23 protein-coding genes are annotated in these 21,140 nt (G+C 38.0%); 18 read left to right on the top strand and 5 right to left on the bottom strand.

Going from position 1 to position 21,140, the window contains the following annotated elements:
- Nucleotides 1-177: 177 nt before the first annotated feature.
- The 10 genes from GNP81_RS13810 to GNP81_RS13765 all read left to right on the top strand — a co-directional run bounded on the left by GNP81_RS13810 (nt 178) and on the right by GNP81_RS13765 (nt 7,639).
- Nucleotides 178-789 (top strand): sigma-70 family RNA polymerase sigma factor, encoded by a 612-nt coding sequence (locus tag GNP81_RS13810; protein WP_155652008.1) that lies wholly within the window; start codon nt 178-180, stop codon nt 787-789.
- Nucleotides 782-1,465, top strand: a complete 684-nt coding sequence (locus GNP81_RS13805; protein WP_155673814.1) for a ChrR family anti-sigma-E factor — start codon at nt 782-784, stop codon at nt 1,463-1,465. Before GNP81_RS13810 ends, GNP81_RS13805 begins: the two co-directional genes overlap by 8 nt.
- Before the next feature lie 102 nt (nt 1,466-1,567).
- Nucleotides 1,568-2,008, top strand: coding sequence for a nuclear transport factor 2 family protein (locus GNP81_RS13800; RefSeq protein ID WP_047863326.1), 441 nt, complete (start codon nt 1,568-1,570; stop codon nt 2,006-2,008).
- On the top strand, nt 2,005-2,745 hold the full coding sequence (locus GNP81_RS13795) for an SDR family NAD(P)-dependent oxidoreductase (protein WP_146860761.1): 741 nt from the start codon (nt 2,005-2,007) through the stop codon (nt 2,743-2,745). Before GNP81_RS13800 ends, GNP81_RS13795 begins: the two co-directional genes overlap by 4 nt.
- Nucleotides 2,742-4,001 carry an NAD(P)/FAD-dependent oxidoreductase gene (locus tag GNP81_RS13790; RefSeq protein ID WP_047863325.1) on the top strand — a complete coding sequence of 420 codons (1,260 nt, stop codon included), beginning with the start codon at nt 2,742-2,744 and terminating at the stop codon, nt 3,999-4,001. Before GNP81_RS13795 ends, GNP81_RS13790 begins: the two co-directional genes overlap by 4 nt.
- Complete coding sequence (locus tag GNP81_RS13785; protein ID WP_155673813.1) at nt 3,998-4,750, top strand: DUF1365 domain-containing protein; 753 nt, start codon at nt 3,998-4,000, stop codon at nt 4,748-4,750. Before GNP81_RS13790 ends, GNP81_RS13785 begins: the two co-directional genes overlap by 4 nt.
- Before the next feature lie 23 nt (nt 4,751-4,773).
- Nucleotides 4,774-6,015, top strand: a complete 1,242-nt coding sequence (locus GNP81_RS13780; protein ID WP_419465708.1) for a class I SAM-dependent methyltransferase — start codon at nt 4,774-4,776, stop codon at nt 6,013-6,015.
- A gap of 85 nt (nt 6,016-6,100) precedes the next feature.
- Nucleotides 6,101-6,670, top strand: coding sequence for a DUF2878 domain-containing protein (locus tag GNP81_RS13775; protein ID WP_155672449.1), 570 nt, complete (start codon nt 6,101-6,103; stop codon nt 6,668-6,670).
- Nucleotides 6,618-7,121, top strand: a complete 504-nt coding sequence (locus GNP81_RS13770; RefSeq protein WP_155673811.1) for a chalcone isomerase family protein — start codon at nt 6,618-6,620, stop codon at nt 7,119-7,121. The genes GNP81_RS13775 and GNP81_RS13770 overlap by 53 nt, the downstream gene beginning before the upstream one ends.
- Nucleotides 7,121-7,639 (top strand): DUF3833 domain-containing protein, encoded by a 519-nt coding sequence (locus GNP81_RS13765; protein ID WP_155673810.1) that lies wholly within the window; start codon nt 7,121-7,123, stop codon nt 7,637-7,639. The genes GNP81_RS13770 and GNP81_RS13765 overlap by 1 nt, the downstream gene beginning before the upstream one ends.
- A 70-nt stretch (nt 7,640-7,709) precedes the next feature.
- On the opposite strand, the gene GNP81_RS13760 is transcribed toward GNP81_RS13765, so the two are convergent.
- On the bottom strand, nt 7,710-8,657 hold the full coding sequence (locus tag GNP81_RS13760) for a ChaN family lipoprotein (RefSeq protein WP_155673809.1): 948 nt from the start codon (nt 8,655-8,657) through the stop codon (nt 7,710-7,712).
- A 192-nt stretch (nt 8,658-8,849) separates the two neighbouring features.
- Here GNP81_RS13760 and GNP81_RS13755 point away from each other — a divergent pair, with 192 nt between their 5' ends.
- Nucleotides 8,850-8,987, top strand: coding sequence for a hypothetical protein (locus GNP81_RS13755; protein ID WP_011263582.1), 138 nt, complete (start codon nt 8,850-8,852; stop codon nt 8,985-8,987).
- A 25-nt stretch (nt 8,988-9,012) separates the two neighbouring features.
- On the opposite strand, the gene GNP81_RS13750 is transcribed toward GNP81_RS13755, so the two are convergent.
- Genes GNP81_RS13750 through GNP81_RS13740 form a run of 3 tightly spaced genes read right to left on the bottom strand, consistent with a single transcriptional unit; the run spans nt 9,013 to nt 13,290 of the window.
- A complete protein-coding gene (locus tag GNP81_RS13750) occupies nt 9,013-10,866 on the bottom strand; it encodes a metallophosphoesterase family protein (RefSeq protein WP_155657572.1) in 1,854 nt (617 codons plus the stop codon).
- Between the two features lie 50 nt (nt 10,867-10,916).
- Nucleotides 10,917-12,356, bottom strand: coding sequence for a deoxyribodipyrimidine photo-lyase (gene phrB / locus GNP81_RS13745; protein ID WP_155673808.1), 1,440 nt, complete (start codon nt 12,354-12,356; stop codon nt 10,917-10,919).
- Complete coding sequence (locus tag GNP81_RS13740) at nt 12,346-13,290, bottom strand: YbgA family protein (protein WP_155673807.1); 945 nt, start codon at nt 13,288-13,290, stop codon at nt 12,346-12,348. Before GNP81_RS13740 ends, phrB begins: the two co-directional genes overlap by 11 nt.
- Before the next feature lie 139 nt (nt 13,291-13,429).
- On the opposite strand from GNP81_RS13740, the gene tyrR reads away from it, so the two are divergent.
- The 3 genes from tyrR (at nt 13,430) to GNP81_RS13725 (ending at nt 15,899) form a co-directional block, all read left to right on the top strand.
- Nucleotides 13,430-14,977 (top strand): transcriptional regulator TyrR, encoded by a 1,548-nt coding sequence (tyrR, locus tag GNP81_RS13735; RefSeq protein WP_336495487.1) that lies wholly within the window; start codon nt 13,430-13,432, stop codon nt 14,975-14,977.
- A gap of 11 nt (nt 14,978-14,988) precedes the next feature.
- Nucleotides 14,989-15,546: a ribosomal protein S5-alanine N-acetyltransferase gene (rimJ, locus tag GNP81_RS13730; RefSeq protein ID WP_155673806.1), complete on the top strand. Its 558-nt coding sequence runs from the start codon at nt 14,989-14,991 to the stop codon at nt 15,544-15,546.
- 143 nt (nt 15,547-15,689) lie between these two features.
- The gene (locus GNP81_RS13725; protein ID WP_012535180.1) at nt 15,690-15,899 is read left to right on the top strand and encodes a hypothetical protein; all 210 of its coding nucleotides are present in this window, start codon (nt 15,690-15,692) and stop codon (nt 15,897-15,899) included.
- A 75-nt stretch (nt 15,900-15,974) separates the two neighbouring features.
- Here GNP81_RS13725 and bioA read toward each other — a convergent pair whose 3' ends face one another.
- Nucleotides 15,975-17,255, bottom strand: a complete 1,281-nt coding sequence (gene bioA / locus GNP81_RS13720) for an adenosylmethionine--8-amino-7-oxononanoate transaminase (protein ID WP_155673805.1) — start codon at nt 17,253-17,255, stop codon at nt 15,975-15,977.
- A 128-nt stretch (nt 17,256-17,383) separates the two neighbouring features.
- Here bioA and bioB point away from each other — a divergent pair, with 128 nt between their 5' ends.
- From bioB to bioD, 4 genes are read left to right on the top strand one after another with little or no spacing between them, the layout of a single operon-like run.
- Nucleotides 17,384-18,436 (top strand): biotin synthase BioB, encoded by a 1,053-nt coding sequence (gene bioB / locus GNP81_RS13715; protein ID WP_011263575.1) that lies wholly within the window; start codon nt 17,384-17,386, stop codon nt 18,434-18,436.
- Nucleotides 18,420-19,571 (top strand): 8-amino-7-oxononanoate synthase, encoded by a 1,152-nt coding sequence (gene bioF / locus GNP81_RS13710; protein WP_155673804.1) that lies wholly within the window; start codon nt 18,420-18,422, stop codon nt 19,569-19,571. Before bioB ends, bioF begins: the two co-directional genes overlap by 17 nt.
- Before the next feature lie 6 nt (nt 19,572-19,577).
- On the top strand, nt 19,578-20,399 hold the full coding sequence (gene bioC / locus GNP81_RS13705; RefSeq protein WP_065596263.1) for a malonyl-ACP O-methyltransferase BioC: 822 nt from the start codon (nt 19,578-19,580) through the stop codon (nt 20,397-20,399).
- Nucleotides 20,392-21,072, top strand: a complete 681-nt coding sequence (gene bioD, locus GNP81_RS13700) for a dethiobiotin synthase (RefSeq protein WP_017018771.1) — start codon at nt 20,392-20,394, stop codon at nt 21,070-21,072. Before bioC ends, bioD begins: the two co-directional genes overlap by 8 nt.
- Nucleotides 21,073-21,140: the final 68 nt, after the last annotated feature.

Genomic DNA, 21,140 nt, shown 5'->3' with positions numbered 1-21,140 from the left:
AATTCAACTGATTAATTGTAAGTACATTTAACTTGCTAACTTATTTATATTATTACTTTTTCAGTTTTCTTCCGGTTTTGTGATCATTCAACTATGCTCAAAATAAGATGTTATATATTTTATAGTGATCTTTTTTATTCTCTCTCTCGTAATAGATAAAAAATAGAGGGAGTCAATATGCATATTCAACAGGTAGAGGTTGTCACTCGAGTGAGCATTGCAGATAGACCGAACAGTGACAAAGACAGTTCGGTTCAGATAGATTCTTGGTTAAGGAAAGTCGGTGAAACGCAAGATAAAGTTGCATTCGCTGAACTTTTTAAGTGGTTTGCTCCTAAGATTAAAATGTATGGTTTAAAGCGATTTAACGATCAAAGTTTAGCCATGGATTTAGTTCAAGAAACTATGACGCTAGTTTGGCGAAAAGCCACATTATTCAACCGAAGCAAAGGCAATGCCTCTGGTTGGATTTTTACTGTCATGCGTAATCATAGTTTCGATATGTTAAGAAAAATTCAAACGAATAAAGAAGATACAATTAGTGAGGATTTGTGGCCGCTATACGACAAGCAAATTGAAACCAATTCGGTCGATTTTCTTGAAAACAAAAATCTTGAAAAGGCACTTCTACAACTACCATTACCTCAACGGATTGTTATTGAAGGTTTGTACGTGCAAGGATTAACTCAACAAGAGTTATCAGAACAACTTGCTGAGCCAATAGGAACGATAAAATCTCGATTACGTTTAGCGTTAACTAAATTGCGTCAGGAGTATGAGCATGAATAAGATCACTTACCACCCCAAAGATGAGCTTTTGAGTTCTCATGCAAATGGTGATTTACCTGAGTCATTAGCAGTGGCCATTTCGTTACATTGTGAATTGTGTCCACAGTGCCAAAACAAGGTTGATGCTATTACAAATCGTCTTGCGAGCAAAACTTGGGATTCAACAGCCAGTAAAGAACAAAACGAAGCGAATAACGAAGCAAATGATAATGATGGTTTCGATTCCATGCTGGCTAATATCATGGCATTAGAAATAGAGCCCACTCATTTAGCTCCAGAACCTGTATACACATTATTTATTGATGATAAAGAGTATCAGGTCCCTTATATTTTGCATCGATACGATAACTTAAAATGGAACCATTTAGGTGCAGTGAGTCGAACTCGTTTAAATGAAGAACAAGACACGCGTTCTAACCTACTTCATATCAAGCCCGGTGGTGAAATTCCCCATCATACCCACAAAGGATTTGAGCTAACTCTATTACTCGATGGCAGCTTTGAAGATGAATCTGGTCATTACCAGAAAGGGGATTTTATTTGGCTAGACGCATCAAATAGTCACAGTCCTAAAACGTCAGAAGGTTGTTTGTGTTACACGGTTCAAAATGCACCACTATACTTTAAACAAGGGCTAAGTAAGTTATTCAATCCAATTGGAAATTTATTGTATTAACAACCATACTTAAATAATGAATATAAAAGATCACAGGATGTGATCTTTTATATTTCACTAAGCGTATATAGGTGTATGACTAAGATAAAAGGAAGTACAGATATGGATCATTCTGGCTTTATTCAAAAATTTATCGCCTTATACGGCGGGCTAAATAAACATACACTGCATCATCTCTCAGAAATCTATTCTTATGATGTTCAGTTCATTGATGCTGTCCACGAAATTAATGGAATTGATGAACTCACCGACTATTTCACTCATCTGTACACTAATCTTATTGAATGCAAATTTACGATTCATCATGTAATTGAAGATATTAATTTAACACAAGGTGAAGCTACGCTTTTTTGGACGATGAATTATAAGCATCCCAAAATAGGCAAAGGTAAAAGCATCAGTGTTGAAGGTGTCTCTCATATTAAATTCAATGATAAAGTCTTTTACCACAGAGACTTTCTTGATATGGGGCAAATGGTTTACGAGCATTTACCTCTTATTGGCCCTATGGTTAAGTTCATTAAAAAGAGGGTACAAGCATGAGAAATGTATTAATTACAGGTGCCACTTCCGGAATTGGACTTTCTTTAGTTGAAAAGTACCTACAAGCAGGTGACAAAGTGTATGCGTGCGGTCGCAATTTCCAAACGTACTTTAAATCATCATTTCTTATTGATGCAGAGAAGAGTGATCAGTTAGTTAAGATTGTATTTGATATGAATCATCATGATGCAATTATTGATGTACTTACCGAGGTTGAGTCTTTAGATATTGCGATTCTTAATGCGGGTACTTGTGAATATATTGATGATGCCATGCAATTTGACGCTGAGTTATTTGAGCGAGTCATTAATACCAATGTGATATCTATAGGTTATTGCTTGCAAGCGTTACTTCCCAAAATGAAGCAAAGAGGCCATCTTGCATTAATGGGATCAAGTGCTGCTTTTGTCCCTTTTCAACGGGCTGAAGCTTATGGAGCAAGTAAGGCCGCTATTCATTATTTAGCACAATCACTGCAACTTGATATACCAAAAGATAGGTTAACCATCAGCGTTATCGCGCCTGGTTTTGTAAAAACACCATTAACCGATAAAAATGATTTCCCCATGCCAATGTTGATAGAGCCGGAGAAAGCCGCCGATCACATTATTTATGGAATTAATAACAATAAACAACACATTCATTTTCCATTTCCTTTTACTCGTTTTCTCATCTTAATGGGAGCGCTTCCTTCGTGTATCTGGCAATGGATGGCTTTAAGGATGAAACGAAAATGAAAAAAATTGCCGTAGTTGGAACAGGTATTTCGGGCTTAGTTTGCGCACATTTATTAAGTCGAGAGCATCAAGTTACTGTATTTGAAGCCAATGACTACATTGGTGGGCATACTGCAACAAAAACAGTAAAAGCGGAAGGAAAAGAGTGGGATATTGATACCGGCTTTATTGTTTTTAATAATAGAACTTATCCTAATTTTATTGAGCTGTTAACTCAACTTGGTTTATCTGGGCAAGAAACAGAAATGAGTTTTAGTGTAAAAAACGTGATTTCGGGTTTGGAATATAATGGACATAATTTAAACACGTTATTTGCTCAACGCTCAAATATTTTTAATACTAAATTTCTCTCTTTAATTAGCGAAATTCTACGTTTTAATAAGCAATGTAAAGCCTTATGGCACAAAGAGCATATTGATGCTGATTGTACCTTGGGTGATATGTTGCACGAAGATGGTTACAGTACCTATTTTGCTGAGCATTATATCTTACCGATGGGAGCCGCAATTTGGTCATCTAGCCTGCAAGATATGAAAAGCTTTCCACTGCATTTCTTTGTTCGTTTTTTCCATAATCATGGCTTATTGGATATAGCAAATCGTCCACAATGGTATGTTATTCCTAACGGATCGCATTCTTATATCGCCCCTTTGATTGAGTCATTTAAAGATAATATCCATCTTAACAGTCCCGTTACTGGTGTTGTTCGTCATGATAATGGAGTGACATTAACCATTGATAATCAGCACGAGCATGAATTTGATGAGGTGATTTTGGCTTGTCATAGTGACCAATCACTCGCGATGCTAACTGATATTTCAGAGCAAGAAAAAGAAGTTCTGTCTAAACTGACTTATCAAGAGAATGAAGTGGTGCTGCATACGGATGAGAGTTTGTTACCTATGCAAAAGCGAGCATGGGCAGCATGGAATTATCACTTGGATGTGACCGACAAAAACCGTCCTTCTAGCGTGACCTATAATATGAATATTCTTCAAGGCCTAGAAACCAAAGAAACCACCTTTTGCGTAACGTTGAACAATTCACCGCTTATTCATAAAGATAAAATACTGGGAATGTATAAATACGATCATCCAGTATTTAATTTAGATACATTAGAAGCTCAGCAACGCAGAGAAGAAGTGTGCGGACATAATCATACGCACTTTGCTGGCGCTTATTGGTACAACGGATTCCATGAAGATGGAGTAAGAAGTGCGTTAGATGTGTGCCAACGCTTTGGGATAAGTTTATGAGTGCGCATCAAGCAGATTTGATTCACTCATGCATTTATCACGGTGATGTTAGACATCGCCGTTTTCAAACACGTGAGCACAGTTTTAGTTATGAAATGTTTTTTATTGCTTTAGATCTTGATGAGTTAGAGCAAACAGAATCCGTTGGCTGGTTTAGGAAAAATCGTTTTTCACCGTTGTCGTTTCGCCGTTCAGATTATCTCGGCAAAACTGATCAACCATTAAAACAAGCGGTGTGGGATAAAGTGGAAGAACTTGGTGGTTTATCACTTCAAACACGAGTGTTATTTGTTGGTCAAGTGCGCTGTTTTGGCGTCTATTTTAGTCCAATTAATTTGTATTACTGTTACGACAAAAATGACCAATTGACTTATTTGTTAGCGGAAGTGAGTAATACACCATGGAATCAAACCCATTATTATTTAATAGAAATGGACTCAGAAAAAATCATTGATAAAGCCTTTCATGTTTCACCTTTTTTAAACTTAGATATGAAATATCATTGGTTTGTTAAAGCACCGAATAAACACCTCTCATTGCATTTAGAAAATCGCGGCCTGGACAAAAACCAAGAAAAAATCTTCGATGCGACCATTTCTATGACAAGAAAGGCATTTAATTCAAAAAATATTAAACAACAAGTGATCTCAATTCCGATGATGACCGTAAAAATAGTATATGGAATTTACTGGCAGGCACTGAAATTATGCTTAAAACGAATACCGTTTGTGCCTCATCCAGAAAAATAGGGGGAACCATGTCTAATAATCAAATGAATTCTGCTTCGATAGAAAATCAACAAGTAGAACCGATGAGTTGGATTGATGGGTTAGCTAGAAAGGTGTTAATAGATTATCTGGGAAAAATGTCCCAATCGTCTTTAACCATTTACGATCAAGTTAGCCAAGTCACGCTAGGAAATCCAGATGCAACGTTAGAAGCCGTTGTTGAGATTCATAATACGCAAGCGTATCGAAAAATTTTATTCGGTGGTGGTATTGGAGCTAGTGAAGCCTATGTCGCTGGATGGTGGACAAGTCCGAACTTAACCAAAGTGATTCAAGTGTTAGGTCGTGAACAGGGTGTGTTAGACAGAGTTGAAAACAGTTTTAGTAAATTCATCCAATTTTTCGACTTGTTAAACCATAAACGTAATAAGAATACCGAGCATGGCTCAAAGAAAAATATACTGGCTCATTATGATTTAGGTAATGAAATGTATAAAACATTCCTTGATAAAGAAATGCTGTATTCAAGTGCCATTTATCCTCATCAAGAAGCGAATTTGGAAGAAGCTCAGTTATTTAAATTACAAACCATTTGTGAACGTTTGGAGCTAAAACCCGGTGAAACATTGCTTGAGATCGGCACCGGCTGGGGAGCATTAGCCATTTATGCTGCACAGAATTATGGTGTGAAAGTCACAACCACCACCATATCGGACGCTCAATACGAGTATGCCGAGCAGCGAGTGAGACAGCTGGGCTTGGAAGACTCTATTACCCTGTTAAAACAAGACTACCGTACTTTAGAAGGTCAATATGACAAGTTAGTGTCGATTGAAATGATAGAAGCAGTAGGACACGAATATTTAAGTACTTTCTTTGATGTTTGTAGCCAGCATTTAAAGCCGGAAGGAAAGATGCTTATTCAAGCAATTACCATTTCTGATCAGCGTTATGACAAATACCGTAAGAGTGTTGATTTTATCCAGCGATACATTTTCCCTGGTGGGTGTTTACCTTCAGTGAGTGTCATGGCAAATAAAGTGGCTGAGAACACGGATATGGTGATCACGTCGCTGCATGATATTGGGCTGGATTATGCCAAAACATTGAATCACTGGTATCAACGTTTTGATAAATCTGCCAGTGAGTTAAAAGAGATGGGATATGGTGATGACTTTATTCGTCTTTGGAAATTCTATTTATGTTATTGCGAAGGTGGGTTTCTTGAAAGAAAAATCAGTACTGTTCACCTTGTGGCCGCAAAACCACAACATGGTGTTATTTAAGTCCATTAATATAGATTGTTAGTGAAGTTTTTTTGCAAATGATTTTATAGATTAATGTTTGCAAATTATCGTTTAGGAGGCTGCCATGCAACGTTATTTCCCTCTGATTAATGCCGTGTGGTTTCAGCTTGCCTGGCTTGCTGCTATCATTTACAAGCAGCAAGCCATTCCTTTTTTATTACTTTCTGTATTGATCCATTTGTGGGTATCCCCAAGCCGAAAACAAGATGTAATCATGATCACGGTTGTAGGCATTATTGGTGTGATTAGTGATTCCTTCTTATCGTTAATTAATATCTTTTCTTTTGCCAATAATGTCATTATTCCTATTTGGTTAATTATGATTTGGGCTCACTTCTCTATTGCTTTAAATCATAGCTTAAAATGGTTAAGCCGTTTTCATATTGTCGCTATCTCTTTATTTGGTGCTATTGCAGGGCCATTAAACTATCTCGCTGGACAACGACTTGGCGGTGTTGAGTTTTTTTATTCATTAAATATCACTTTATTTGCCGTTGCGGTGATCTGGGCTATCAATTTACCCGTATTTATTATTATTCAGAAACGAATAAATCAAAGAATACAGGAAAGGGGGAGTTCACATGTCGAAGCGAATCAACATGCTCATTCTAGCAGGGTTGTTAATAACAAGTAGTGTTCAATCTGCGCCATTATCTGGGTTAGAAAGTAGCGGTAAATCGGAATTAACTTGGTATCTTATTTCTGTTTATCAGGCACAACTTTTTACTTCATCTGGTCAATTTACTTATGGTGAGTACCCACAAGCATTAGAAATAGAGTATTACCGTAATATATCCAAAGAAAACTTAATAAAAGCGACAAAAGAGCAATGGCAAAAACAAGCCATCAACCATCCAGAGTTAAATCGTTGGTTAGCGCAATTAGAGAACGTTTTTCCTGATGTTAAACCAGAAGATAAACTGGTTTTTACGATTGATGAAAACGGAACAAATGCATTCTTTTTAAATAATAAACCCATAGGAAGCATCGCAAATTCCGATTTCTCACAGCTGTTCTTGGATATTTGGGTGTCAGAAAAAACAACGTATCCCGATCTGCGATTAGAACTGATAGGAGCCGAGTAATGAAAAAGCTTATTTTTGTGCTGCTCAGTTTCGTTTTAATGGGGTGTTCATCTCAAGAGGTCAGTGATTACGCTGAGGTTACCCCATCATTTTCAATGAAAGAATTTTTTCAAGGCGACTTAAAAGCAGAGGGAATAGTCAAAGGATTTGATGGCAAAGTAGTAAGAACATTCACGGTTGATTTGCAAGCCAGTTGGAAAGAAAACACATTAACGTTAGATGAACAGTTTTTATTTAACGATGGTGAAAAACAAAATCGTACTTGGGTTATTCAAGATTTAGGTAACCAAACCTATACAGGTAAAGCCAATGACATTCTTGAACAAGCGACCGGAGAAAGTGCGGGTAATGCGCTACATTGGAAATATGCCATGGTATTGGAGGTGGATGATTCACAATATGAAGTGGAATTTGATGATTGGATTTATCAAATATCAGAGTCAGTGGTTATCAATCAAACCGCCATTTATAAATGGGGAATACAAGTCGGTGAAGTTGTACTTGTGATCCGAAAATAGCGCACTCAAAAAACACAAAAACCACTTACCTTTTTACTCCCCCGTCAAAGGTAGGTGGTTTTTTTTATTATTATTTACACACCAGATCTTTATTACGGTTTTTTAGATCTTTATAAGCATTCATCATGTTTTCTTTTTTAACGAAACGCTTAGGCGGTGTTAATACCTTTAATTGATAATCTTTACTCTCTGGGCTTATCGTTTCAGTTGGTGTCACTACAACCACGTTCAGGTTTGGGTTCAGTTTTAGAACCTGCGCTGCGGTACCTAATCCGTTTTCAATATGAAATTTACCAGCAATATGCATGACTTGTGAATTTGGGTGCTGATCGATGTAGTTAACAATGCTTTCAGCCATCGTTGCATCCCATGTTATCTGAGCTGCATACTGTTTTTTGGTTTGAGATTCATCTCCATGGTGCATTGAATTAAAGAATTTCGTTTTATAAGCAGAATCAGCCGTATCTATGTTAGCGGCAAGCCATGTACGCTCGGTGTCATTGAGTTTGTCGAGATAACCAATACCTTGCTGGCCAATACACTTTACAATCGGTTTTGGCGCGTTTGATGCAATAACATCACGTTGATAAGATTTGGCTAACTCAACTAATGGACGATAATCACTTTCATAATTTGGCCAAGCGTTCGCTTCTTTCATTAAGGTTTGTTCACCAATTTCCCCAGACAGATACTGAGTGAGAATCTCTTGTTTATCACGGGTAAATTGTTCCATTGATAACGCCAAGTTTGGGTTTTCTTGCGCTAATTGTTTAAATAAATCCGTTTGGAAACGATGGATACCCGCATGTGTGTGCCATTCACCAATCAAAACAACATCAGCATTGCGTATTTCGTCAGGTAGAGAGGTAAGCGCAATGACGTCACTACGAGGAGAATGCAGTTGGTAATCGTAAAAGCTTTCTACAGAAGGTTCAACGTCAGTCTTTTGGTGAATGTTTTGACTACATCCTGACAAAAGCAATAATGAAATAAGTGACAGTAGTGGTGTGGATTTCATAATAAGAATTCATTAGATAACAAACCTATAGCTTAGGTTAAATGGAAATGATTATCAATATAAATAAGAATCATTCTCAGTATGTGTGATGAATTTAAAATTTACAGAATGGTAGTTTTAACTCTGTCACAGTAATGTCATAGCAGGTTTGTATAATCAGAACACTCATATACTCAAATAAGGAAATGATAGATGAGTAATAATTATCTCGATAAAATAAAATATCGTGAAGAGATGGAATTAGAATGGCTAGATGCAATTGAAGCCGGTCTGTATTTCCATAATTCAATGGAAGTTGAGTGCGACTTAGACGCAACACTCAACGATTAATTTCCCCAAGCTAGTTTTCTAGCGTTTATTTAGGCAAGAACGAGATAGATTTTCCTTCTGCAGTCAGAATGGATATCTGTGTTGGCTTGCCTTTATCATCTAACTTTAATTCTCCAATCGCACTTTGATTAATCAACTTATGCTGATTTGATGTTGATGGATCTCGTTTTGATACCAATAGATTTTTTCGCTTTGTAAACCAGTTTAATGGTGAGTGCGGACTATAAAGAATACGGTCCATAAAATCACAAAAACGTAAGAGAGCATTAGGGAATTCATTTTTGAACCCACTGCACGTAATTTGGTAAATATCAGGGCTTGATTTGCTGTGACGTACATTAATATCGTAGGCAAATGAGTAGTGCACATCGCCAGATAGAATAACAAAGTTTTGTGGTGTTTTAGGGTGGGTTAAAATACTCAGCAAGGTATTTGCAGAGCCTGGATGTGCCATCCAGTTTTCAGCATCAATAACCAAAGGTTGACCTAGTAATGTCATGGTTTTTTGTAATGCCTCAATAAACTTAACCCCAAAAATGGGTGCAGCTGACACAATAATGATCGACTCTTGATCGATTAACTCGTGTTGTAAATCGAGTAAAGCCTCCCAATCCATTAATCCAGAAGGCTTATTGGTATTTGATTCTGATCGCCAACGACGAGTACGAGTATCCAGAACCACAACTTTCGGAGTAGTATGAATTGAGTAATGCCATTGTTCAAAGCGAGTTAGAGTCCAAATTAATTTTTGATGTTCTTCATTGTTATATTGAGAAAAAAGATCTCTAAATGCATCTAAAAACTCAGCATCAAACTGCTCTGGGTTATTTCCCCAACCTTGACAAAGAAAGTAGCTAATTAATCCATTACCAATGACTTGAGAGGCAAGTGGGTGGCCATTTACGGCATTCTCCCAACCAATGGTTAGATTCCAATCATCAGTAACATCATGGTCATCAAAAATCATATAAGTCGGTATGTGCGCAAATAATTGCTGCGCATCAGTTAGTCCATCGACAAAAAGATCAATTTGTTGTTTCTCTTGTTGCCACATCTTTTGCCATTTACCCTCTAAATTAGGGTGTTTTTCTGGTAAAGAAATCGTTTCCCAAAGCGTTGGAGACCATACTAATAAGTACATAACAAAGAACTCAGAGATACTTATTAAATGATTTTCATGCTTAGTCGAACTGAATATTGGACGAGAGCGATACAAATTGCAGCGGGATAAGAAATTATTCTTCTCTACATAATGGGGTAGGATTTTATCCCTATGATACAAATTATGAGGGTGCACAAAGAGTTCTGAGCAATTTTGTATTTCAGAGTGGGGCAAGGTTTCTTCAAATAAGCCCAGTTTAGGTATTACTTGCTGAATAGCGTAAAGCATTGGTCCTGCCACATCATCGGCATAGATTTGGTCACCACTCATCATCAATAGGCTTGCTCTTTCTTCTGGTTGCTGCGCTTGATGTTGTTGATTAGCAATAACTAAACTGTCTTTACTTGCATAGTGTGGGTTGCGGCACGAGCCATGTAACACGTAGTCGGCTGTATTTTTGATGATGAGTGTAAATGAAGATTCATTATCATACAGAGCATGAGGTAATAGTTTTGAGAGCAATCCATATTGAGTATCAATATCGTAAGAGATAGCTTCGTTTGCAGGGAATGTGGCTTGGCAATGTAAAAGATAAACCCATGCGTTGGTTCCTAATTGGATTCCTTGCGATGGGGTTATATCGAAGCATTGCTGATGCCCTTTAACAGTAATGAGTACTTTCCCTGTTAATTTTTGAGATGTTGAAATCCACAAATTAATTTCACTTTCTGAGGATTTTCGAACAATAGGACCTGCGAGAACAAAAGGTAAAGGCATCGATTAATACATCTCTTAGTAATAGATGTATTAATCATACTCAAGCGTGGTTAACTTGCAATATCCAGTTGTTTTGCCTGCTTATAAACCTCGATAACTTTGATTCTTTGCTGAGCATGATCAACAATTTGATCAGGATAGTTATCAGATTTCAATAACGGTGCTGGATTGAGATGGTGAATTTCCTTGTTGCTTAGCGCTTTTAATTCAGGAAGCCAATGCTTAATAAAGGTGCAATCTGCATCAAACTTTTTCCCCTGAGTTATTGGGTTAAAGATGCGAAAGTAAGGAGAACTGTCACATCCAACAGACGCACACCATTGCCAACCACCATTGTTCGATGCAAAATCACCATCAATTAACTTTGACATAAAGTATTGTTCGCCCCAACGCCAATCAATGTGTAAATCTTTAACTAGAAAACTGGCGGTGATCATGCGTAATCGGTTATGCATCCAACCTGTGGTATTTAACTGTTTCATGGCTGCATCAACAATCGGGAAGCCCGTCTCACCTTTACACCAACGTTCAAAATTGTCTAGGTTGTTATCCCACTTAATGTATTTATCATAAGAAAGAAATGCCTGATTTTTTGATAAATTAGGATAGAAATGAAGTAGGTGCGTATAAAATTCACGCCATATTAATTCATCAAGCCAAATATCCTCTCCTTGATTTAATTCATAATTCGCTTCTAGGTGTAAACGCAACGCACATTGCTTTGCTGATATAGCGCCGATTGCCAAATAAGGGGATAACTGACTTGTGCCTTGTATCTCGGGATAATCTCGATTGTTATGGTATTGGCTTACTTTTTGACGGCAAAATTGACGTAATATATCAATAATTGCTTTTGTCGAAACAGGCCAACTTCCGCTTTCATTTGAAGATGAAAAAGCAAAAGAGTCATCATTATTTAGGGATAGCTTTTTAATCAATTTGGGATCACACAGAACGGATTTTCCGGTTTTGGTAATATGTGGCTGTTGTTGATAAAACGAGGCTTTCCACGCTTTTTTAAATGGCGTGAACACTTTATAAGGCTGTTGAGTTCGGTTAATGATAGTACCAACGGGTAGTATGCATTTGGCGTCGAAAAAATAGCAGTTTGTATTGAGTAATGATTCGTATACTTGAGTATCACGAAGTCGTTCATCATGCTCGTATTCTTTGTTTGCAAATAATGCATTAACACTGAGTTCGCTAAATAGCTCAGTTATCTTTGCTGGTATCTCTGAAAATAAAGGACTAGAAATAACGATTAATGGAATATTGAGTTGCCCTAATTCATTTTTTAATTCCACTAACCGTCTTTTGATTAAATCGATTTGAATCGGCGCTTTATTGTGCTTTTTCCATTGAGATTCAGAATAAATAAATAGAGCAAAAGTAGGCTGCTGATTCTCAACAGCAGCCTGTAATGCTGGGTTATCAATGGTTCGCAAATCGTGTCGGAACCAAACACATTGTAAGTTGTGTTTATAATCCATAGCGTAATCTTAGCTCTTGTGGGTAAGGGTTTAAGAAGGATTGTTGTTTTAAGTAATCATTATTGTGCATACTTAAATGGTGTTTAATCAAAGTGATAGGAGATAATAAAGGCAATAAACCTTGATTATACTCTTGAATGAGCTCAGCTAAAGCCTGCTTCTGAGGTGAATCTAAATCTTTCTTGAAATAACCTTGTAAGTGCATTAATACGTTGGTGTTATTTTTACGGGTAGCTCGAATACTCATAGTCTGCATTAGCTGAGTTCGGTATAGATTGAAAAATTCGTGAATATCGTATTCAGCAACACGAGCCACCAATTTACCAAGGTTTTTATAGCCGACAGTAGAGTGGGACATTAATGTGTACTTATAACGAGAATGGAAAGCGACAATTTTTCCAGCGGTAGGTTGTCCATCCATAGACTGATATAAATCGTGTAAGCAAAAAACACGTGTAATGAAGTTTTCTTTTAAAACGGGATCATTTAATCGACCGTCTTCTTCAACAGGTAACCACGGCATTTTTTTCATTAGCGTTCCGGTATACAAGCCAACGCCATTTTTAGTGGCATTGTTCTTACTGTAAACTTTAACGCGTTCCATGCCACAACTTGGTGAATTGGCACAGACAATGTAGCCACATAGCTCTGCATCCATCAGGGCATCAACGGTTTTATTTGAGAATTCAAGCATGGAATCCGTGTAATCAATGCTTGAATCCTTAGAATCAACTAAGGCGATGCGTTCATCGTTTGTCATTAATCTGATGGTTGGTCGTGGTACAGACATACCGCTGCCTACTTCTGGGCAGATTGGTATGTAATTAAAATATGGTGATAATACTTTTGATGCGAATTTATTGCTCTTGTGCCCGCCATCAAAACGAACACTTTCTCCGATAACACAAGAACTGATACCAACATTAATAGCCATGATAATTTCCCCCCATCCATGTACTAAAAAGTATAACGAATTAAAACAGTTTTTAGATCACTTCTTTCTTGACTCTTTTTTTTCTCTCACGCAAACTGGTGTAAACATATTTTGACACCCTTATTATTGAGGAATTTTTGTGCGTCTTGAAGTGCAATGCAAGGATCGCTTAGGTCTTACTCGTGAGTTATTAGATATTTTAGCTTCTCAACATATTGATTTACGTGACATTGAAATTGATAAATCTGGCTTAATCTATCTTAACTTTCCAGAAATCGATTTCGATGAGTTTAGTCAATTAATGGCGAAAATTCGTCGACTTGATGGTGTGATGGATGTCAGAAAAATTCAATTTTTACCAAGTGAACGTCGAAATACTGAGTTATTAGCCGTATTAAGTACCTTGCCAGACCCTGTTTTCTCTATCAATTTAAAAGGCAAGATAGACACAATTAATGATGCGGTAGTATCGCTCTTTAAATTGGATAAAACGTCGCTTATTGGCCAATCAGCTACGGTTTTATTACCAGACTTTAATGTTCAATTATGGTTAGAAGAATCTCGTATTCGACAACGTGAACCTATACTGATTGATGGCATGAACTACATCATGGAAATTATGCCAGTTTACATTACAGATGACAGTAATACCTCAATTTTGACCAGTGCGGTTGTCATTATCAAACCCGCTATTGAAGCCCAAAACGCACGCCCATTTATACCGGAATCATCAAATTTAGGTTTTGAGCACTTTGTTGGTTCATCAACTAAATATAAACAACTTATTTCTCAAGCGAAAAAACTGTCTGATATTGATCAATCATTATTGATCCAAGGAGAGACAGGAACGGGTAAAGAGATGCTGGCTCGTGCATGTCACAATGCATCTATTCGGTCAGGTAAAGCCTTTATGGTTGTGAACTGTGCAGCGATGCCTGATGATGTGGCTGAAACTGAGCTGTTTGGTTATGCACCAGGTGCGTTCCCTAATATGCCAGAAGGGAAGAAAGGGATCATTGAACAAGCTGATGGTGGTACGGTTTTCTTTGATGAAATCAGTGAGATGAGTCCGCTACTTCAAATTAAACTTTTACGCTTTATTCAAGATGGTAATTTCCGTCGAGTAGGTGAAGAAAAAGAGATCCATGTTGATGTAGGTATCATCGGAGCAAGTAAAAAAGAGCTACTTGAATTAGTAGAGCAAGGCTTATTCCGTGAAGACTTGTACTATCGTCTAAACGTGCTGTTTTTAGAGATACCGCCATTGCGTGATCGCATTTCTGATGTGGCAACCTTGTTTGACTTTTTTGTAGCGCAACTAAGTAAAGAGCTAGGAATTGTTAAGCCAAGCATAGACGAAGAAGTATACGATTATCTAGCAAGTTATACGTGGCCGGGCAATGTTCGCCAGCTAAGAAGTACAACATTAAAAGCATTAACGCAAATGGATAGAAATCAACTATCTACCTCTCATTTTATGCTTCCAATTGTTGATAAAAATGCGCCAAGAAGTCTTAATATTAATACTGATGGTTCACTGGATGAAATCATGAAATCTTATGAGTCGAGTATTTTATCTAGTTTATATAATGAGTTCCCATCAAGTCGTAAGTTAGCTAAGCGTTTAGGTGTATCACATACTGCAATTGCAAATAAATTGCGTGATTATGGAATTGGTAAAAAATAGAGAGAAACGACATGGATGTAAGTTTTGAGTTTGATCATTACCAAGTTCGTTTAATAAAAAGCAGTGACGCAGTGACGATTGCTAACTATTTTATGCGCAATCGCCATCATCTTGCTCCGTGGGAGCCTAAACGAAGCCACGCTTTTTTTACGCCTGAAGGCTGGAAGCAACGTTTATTGCAGCTTGTTGAATTGCATAAACATAACTTGGCTTTTTACTTTGTAGTGGTTGATAAAAACGAGCATAAGATAATAGGGACGGTAAGTTACAGTAATATTACTCGTTTTCCTTTTCATGCTGGGCATGTTGGCTATTCTTTGGATTCAGAGTATCAAGGAAAAGGGATCATGCGACGAGCGGTGAATTTTACTGTTAATTGGATGTTTAAAGCTCAAAATTTACATCGAATTATGGCCGCTTATATTCCGCGTAACGAAAAGAGTGCAAAAGTACTTGCTGCGCTTGGTTTTACTAAAGAAGGTGAAGCGAAAAAGTACTTATATATTAATGGTAAATGGGAAGATCACATCTTAACGTCTAAAATTAATGATGATTGGAAGCCAGAGTAATACGTCATAAAAGTAAGAAAAGTCGCTTCTAAAGGAAAAGATAAAGCATCTTATTGAAATTAATCATTATGTCATCACTGTTTTGGTGTACTCTATAAAGGTTGATTTCAATTATTTAAGATAATGATAAAGAAGGAATTTAAATGCTGAAGTTTATTAAATTTTTACAGCTGTTGATTTTAGGCGTAGTTGGCGCGTTTGTTATTCAATCAACAATCTTACACGGTATTGGTGTTTTCACTGAACGCTACGTGATCATGAGCTTGATTCTTACTGCATTACTCGAGCTTGCTATCTTTATTATTTATAAGTTAGTAGAAGATGATTTTACTAATGAGCCTAAAGTTAAATAACGACAAATATCGACGTTGAATTTGAGCGTCTAAAAAACCGATGCCTTTATTGTAAAGGCATCGGTTTTTTTATTATTAGAACAGAGTTTCTAGGGCACTATCAATGGAGTTAACCAATTTCGTGATGTGCTCAGGTTGAGAAATGAATGGTGGCATCATATAAATGAGTTTCCCAAATGGCCTTATCCAAACCCCTTGTTCAACAAAGTGTGCTTGAATTTTTTCCATATCAACGGGCGTGGTTAGCTCTACCACACCAATAGCGCCTAACCATCTAACATCTGCTACAACGTTATGTTTTTTAAGTTGGGGTAATAATTCAGAAAAGCAGGTTTCTATCTGTTTGGTTTGAGTTTGCCAATGATTTTGTTGGATTAGCTCTAGGCTGGCATTGGCAACGGCACAAGCAAGTGGGTTGCCCATAAATGTAGGACCATGCATAAAACATCCTGCATCACCACTGCATACCGTGTCTGCAACCACTTTACTGGTGAGTGTTGCTGAAAGCGTCATGTAACCCCCAGTGAGCGCTTTACCAATACACATAATGTCGGGTTCAATGCCTGCGTGTTCGCAAGCAAATAACTTTCCTGTTCGTCCGAACCCTGTTGCTATCTCATCTAAAATCAGAAGTAAGCCATATTTATCACACAAGCGGCGTACTTCTTTTAGATATTGAGGGTGGTATAAACGCATTCCGCCAGCACCCTGAACAATAGGCTCAAGGATCATGGCGGCAATGTCATTGTGTCGCTCTGCCAACATGGCTTCTAACGGAAGGATATCCTCAGGATTCCACACTCCACAAAACTTACTGCTTGGTGATTCAACAAACAGATGTTCAGGTAAAAAGCCTTTATAAAGTCCATGCATGGAATTGTCAGGGTCGGTTACTGACATGGCTGCGAAGGTATCACCGTGATAACCATGACGCACGGTTAAGAATTTAGATCGAGGCTGACCTTTTGCATGCCAATATTGAAGTGCCATTTTTAAACTGACTTCAACGGCTACTGAGCCTGAATCGGCTAAAAATACTTGCTCTAATCGAGATGGACTGAGCTCGACCAGTTTCTTACAAAGTTCAACAGCCGGTTGATGAGTAATGCCTCCGAACATCACGTGTGCCATTTTGTCGGTTTGATCTTTTAATGCTTGATTCAGGTGAGGGTGGCTGTATCCATGTATGGTAGACCACCATGACGACATGCCATCAACAAGTTCGGTCCCATTTTCTAGATAAATATTAACCCCTTTTGCATGAGTTACTGGATAGCAAGCCAGTGGGTTTAATGTTGAAGTATATGGGTGCCAGATGTGTTGACGGTCAAAATCCAAATCGACGCTAATGCTCATTTATTCACCAGTTGTAAACTTTATTCTTTTCTTTAGGTTGACAGTGTAACGTTTAACCGTAGACTAGCCAAGTATAAAAACAGTCATTACATGGTTGTTGAGCCATAAAATAATAAAGGAATTTACACGTGGAAGTGAGACATAACTGGACCGTAGCTGAAGTTCAAACCTTGATGGACAAGCCGTTTATGGATTTGATCTTTGAGGCTCAATTGGTACATAGAAAATATCAACAAGCTAACCATGTACAGGTGAGCACACTACTTTCAATTAAAACAGGCGCTTGCCCTGAAGATTGTAAGTACTGCCCACAGAGCGCCCACTACCGCACTGATGTTGATCGTGAACGTTTAATGGAAGTGGAGAGTGTTTTAGACGCTGCGAAAAAAGCAAAGAATTCAGGGTCTACTCGTTTCTGTATGGGGGCGGCTTGGAAGAATCCAAAAGAACGTGATATGCCATATCTATTGGATATGATTAAAGGCGTGAAAGAAATGGGCCTTGAGACGTGTATGACGCTAGGTATGATCACTGCCGATCAAGCGGGTGAACTGTCAGAAGCTGGCTTGGATTATTATAACCATAACCTCGATACTTCTCCTGAATTTTACGGCAATATTATTACCACTCGTACCTATCAAGATCGTTTAGATACGCTATCTCATGTCCGCGATGCTGGGATGAAAATTTGTTCAGGTGGCATCATTGGTATGGGGGAAAGTGCAAGTGATCGTGCTGGTCTATTTGTTGAATTAGCTAATCTACCTCAACATCCAGAATCGGTTCCTGTGAATATGTTGGTAAAAGTAAAAGGAACCCCATTAGAAGACGCTGAAGACGTTGACCCATTTGATTTCATTCGTTTGATCGCTGTTGCTCGCATTATGATGCCTGAATCTGCTGTACGTCTTTCTGCAGGACGCGAAAGTATGAATGAACAAATGCAAGCGCTATGCTTTATGGCGGGTGCTAACTCAGTCTTTTATGGATGTAAGTTGCTCACTACGCCAAATCCAGATGAAGACACAGACATGCAACTTTTCAAAAAATTGGGTGTGAATAGTGAGCAAGTAGCGCAAAAACCTGATCAAATTCAAGAGCATGAGTTGCTTGATAGAGTGGCAGAACGTGTTGCAGCTCGTCCAAATAAAGATGACTTGTTCTATGAAGCAAGCGTTTAATCAACGTATTAGCTCTGCACTTAATCAACGTAAGCAAGCAGGGCTAAATCGCTCACGTCGAGTGGTGTCGCAAGGAAACCAGGCCACATTAGTTGTTGATGGAAAAAGTTATTTGAATTTTTCTGGAAATGATTATTTAGGATTGGCTAGTAGTAAAGAGTTGATGGAAGCGTGGCAGGAGGGCTTATCTTTATATGGAAGTGGCAGTGGCGCCTCTCCATTAGTCACTGGTTACTCAAAGCCGCATGCCAATTTGGAATCTCAGTTGGCAGAATGGCTTGGTTTTGATTGTGCGATTTTGTTTAATTCAGGTTTTAGTGCCAATCAAGCGGTACTCTTTTCATTATTGGAAAAGGGTGACATCGTATTACAAGATAAATTGAACCATGCTTCGCTAATGGAAGCGGGAATGTTATCTCCCGCAGTCATGAAACGTTTTAAACACAATAATATTGAGCATTTAAATAATTTGCTAAACCGTTCATCAGATACGCCAACATTGGTGGTGACGGAAGGTGTATTTAGTATGGATGGGGATCTTTCTCCATTAGCCGATATTGCACAACTTACTAAGGCAAATGATGCTTGGTTAATGGTGGATGATGCCCATGGGTGTGGTGTGTTAGGTAGCAATGGTAGAGGCTGTTGTGATGTTTATTCTATAACACCAGATATATTAATTGTGACTTTTGGTAAAGGATTTGGACTTTCTGGTGCAGCAGTGCTTTGCAACCAAGAGTGTGGTGATTATTTATCGCAATTTGCACGTCATCATGTTTACTCTACGGCAATGCCTCCAGCTCAAGCACATGCTTTATCACACGCTTTATTGATGATCCAACAACAAGAATGGCGACGTGAAAAACTCAATGAATTAAGTCAACAATTCGAGTCAGAATTAATGAATTTTGTTGGTGCTGTAAAAACACCAACACCAATTAAGCCTATTATCATAGGTGAAGCAACCGATGCGATGATACTCGCTGATTCATTAAAAGAACAAGGGTTATGGACAACAGCAATTCGTCCTCCAACAGTTCCAGTCGGTTCAGCTCGAATAAGAGTGACCTTAAGTGCTAATCATTCATCAGAAGATATATCAGCGCTGACACAAGCGATAAACGAATTAGGATGAGGTGTTATGGTGAATCCAGCAGTTGCCATCGATATGTTTAATTCAACATCAAATAAAGAAAAACAAGCGATTCAAGCCGCATTTAGTAAAGCGGCGCATACGTATGATCGTTCAGCAGAATTTCAACGCCAAGTGGCAGATACGCTTTTGTCTTATTTACCAAATGATCTCACTGGTTTACGGATTTTAGATGTGGGCTGTGGAACAGGTTATTGCTGCGAAGCCTTATTAAAACGTGGAGCACGTGTCGTAGCGTTTGATTTATCGTCTGTCATGTTAGAGAAAGCGAAAGAGCGATGTGGTGAGCACAATATTACCTATATTCAAGGTGATGCTGAAGATCTTCCATTTATGGATGATGAATTTGATGGTGTCGTATCCAGTTTAGCGCTGCAATGGTGCCAAGATTTATCGGTACCATTAAAAGAAATGAAACGAATTAGCCATAATAAAAGCAAGGTTATTTTCTCAACTTTGTTAGATGGCTCACTGTTTGAATTGAAAAAGGCATGGTCAAAGGTTGATTTATATCAACATGTTAACGATTTTATTACGCCATCTATGGTAAAAATTGCGTTAGCGCAATCTGAATGCAACAACTTTACACTACACTGCACCTCTGTCGAGATGACGTATTCTTCCGCTCTTGCTTTAATGAAAGATTTAAAAGGAATTGGAGCAACGCATTTACCTAATGGTCGCAGCTCAGGATTATTGAGCAAAGAAAAGCTATTAGCAGTGGAAGAAGCGTATCAAATATTTAGAAGTGAATTAAACCACTTACCTGCTACATATCAGGTAGGCTACGGAGTTATAAGTAATGATTGATGCATTTTTTATTGCAGGAACAGATACAGATGTGGGTAAAACCGTTGCTTCAAAAGCGATTTTAGATGCGTTAAACATGAAAGGTTTACGAACAGCTGCTTATAAACCAGTAGCTGCAGGCTCTGAAGACAAAGGCGAAGGTGTTCAAAACTCTGATGCAATCCATTTACGTGCTGTAGCCAATGTTGAATTAAGTTATGAAGAAGTAAATCCATACGCGTTATTAATGCCAGCATCACCACATATTGCAGCAGAAGCAGAAAATGTGGTTATTGATTACTCCGTATTATCTGAAGGTTTAGCTTCATTAAAAGAGAAATCAGATGTTGTTTTAGTTGAAGGTGCAGGTGGATGGCGTGTTCCTGTCTCTAAAGATGATTGCTTATCAACATGGGTACAGCAAGAAAAATTGCCAGTGGTATTGGTTGTTGGGATTAAACTAGGCTGTTTAAGTCATGCAATGCTAACTGCTGAAGCAATTCAACATGATGGTTTAGAGATCATTGGTTGGGTAGCTAACCGTGTAAACCCAGGCACAGAAAACTACGCGGAAATTATTAAGATGCTAGAAGATAAAATGCCTGCACCAAAATTAGGTGAAATCCCATATATGCCAAGTGTGAAACGCAAAAATATGGGTAAATACATTCATCTTGAAGCTCTAGATAATTAATTATTTAGTTTACAGTTTACAGTTTACAGTTTACAGTTTAAGTAAAAAGAATAAAGCCAATATCATTT

The sequence above is a fragment of the Aliivibrio fischeri genome (assembly GCF_009727955.1).
Lineage (GTDB): Bacteria > Pseudomonadota > Gammaproteobacteria > Enterobacterales > Vibrionaceae > Aliivibrio > Aliivibrio fischeri_A.
This window is presented reverse-complemented; position numbering and strand designations above follow the sequence as displayed.

Excerpts from the sequence above, each read along its gene's own strand:
- GNP81_RS13800 (WP_047863326.1), top strand. The coding sequence starts at position 1,568 with ATGGATCATTCTGGCTTTATTCAAAAATTTATCGCCTTATACGGCGGG.
- GNP81_RS13795 (WP_146860761.1), top strand. The coding sequence starts at position 2,005 with ATGAGAAATGTATTAATTACAGGTGCCACTTCCGGAATTGGACTTTCT.
- bioC (WP_065596263.1), top strand. The coding sequence starts at position 19,578 with ATGGTGAATCCAGCAGTTGCCATCGATATGTTTAATTCAACATCAAAT.
- phrB (WP_155673808.1), bottom strand. The coding sequence starts at position 12,356 with ATGGATTATAAACACAACTTACAATGTGTTTGGTTCCGACACGATTTG.
- GNP81_RS13755 (WP_011263582.1), top strand. The coding sequence starts at position 8,850 with ATGAGTAATAATTATCTCGATAAAATAAAATATCGTGAAGAGATGGAA.
- GNP81_RS13770 (WP_155673811.1), top strand. The coding sequence starts at position 6,618 with ATGTCGAAGCGAATCAACATGCTCATTCTAGCAGGGTTGTTAATAACA.
- GNP81_RS13785 (WP_155673813.1), top strand. The coding sequence starts at position 3,998 with ATGAGTGCGCATCAAGCAGATTTGATTCACTCATGCATTTATCACGGT.
- bioF (WP_155673804.1), top strand. The coding sequence starts at position 18,420 with ATGAAGCAAGCGTTTAATCAACGTATTAGCTCTGCACTTAATCAACGT.
- bioD (WP_017018771.1), top strand. The coding sequence starts at position 20,392 with ATGATTGATGCATTTTTTATTGCAGGAACAGATACAGATGTGGGTAAA.
- GNP81_RS13790 (WP_047863325.1), top strand. The coding sequence starts at position 2,742 with ATGAAAAAAATTGCCGTAGTTGGAACAGGTATTTCGGGCTTAGTTTGC.
- rimJ (WP_155673806.1), top strand. The coding sequence starts at position 14,989 with ATGGATGTAAGTTTTGAGTTTGATCATTACCAAGTTCGTTTAATAAAA.
- bioA (WP_155673805.1), bottom strand. The coding sequence starts at position 17,255 with ATGAGCATTAGCGTCGATTTGGATTTTGACCGTCAACACATCTGGCAC.
- GNP81_RS13725 (WP_012535180.1), top strand. The coding sequence starts at position 15,690 with ATGCTGAAGTTTATTAAATTTTTACAGCTGTTGATTTTAGGCGTAGTT.
- GNP81_RS13750 (WP_155657572.1), bottom strand. The coding sequence starts at position 10,866 with ATGCCTTTACCTTTTGTTCTCGCAGGTCCTATTGTTCGAAAATCCTCA.
- GNP81_RS13805 (WP_155673814.1), top strand. The coding sequence starts at position 782 with ATGAATAAGATCACTTACCACCCCAAAGATGAGCTTTTGAGTTCTCAT.
- GNP81_RS13765 (WP_155673810.1), top strand. The coding sequence starts at position 7,121 with ATGAAAAAGCTTATTTTTGTGCTGCTCAGTTTCGTTTTAATGGGGTGT.
- GNP81_RS13740 (WP_155673807.1), bottom strand. The coding sequence starts at position 13,290 with ATGGCTATTAATGTTGGTATCAGTTCTTGTGTTATCGGAGAAAGTGTT.
- GNP81_RS13810 (WP_155652008.1), top strand. The coding sequence starts at position 178 with ATGCATATTCAACAGGTAGAGGTTGTCACTCGAGTGAGCATTGCAGAT.
- GNP81_RS13760 (WP_155673809.1), bottom strand. The coding sequence starts at position 8,657 with ATGAAATCCACACCACTACTGTCACTTATTTCATTATTGCTTTTGTCA.
- GNP81_RS13775 (WP_155672449.1), top strand. The coding sequence starts at position 6,101 with ATGCAACGTTATTTCCCTCTGATTAATGCCGTGTGGTTTCAGCTTGCC.
- GNP81_RS13780 (WP_419465708.1), top strand. The coding sequence starts at position 4,774 with ATGAATTCTGCTTCGATAGAAAATCAACAAGTAGAACCGATGAGTTGG.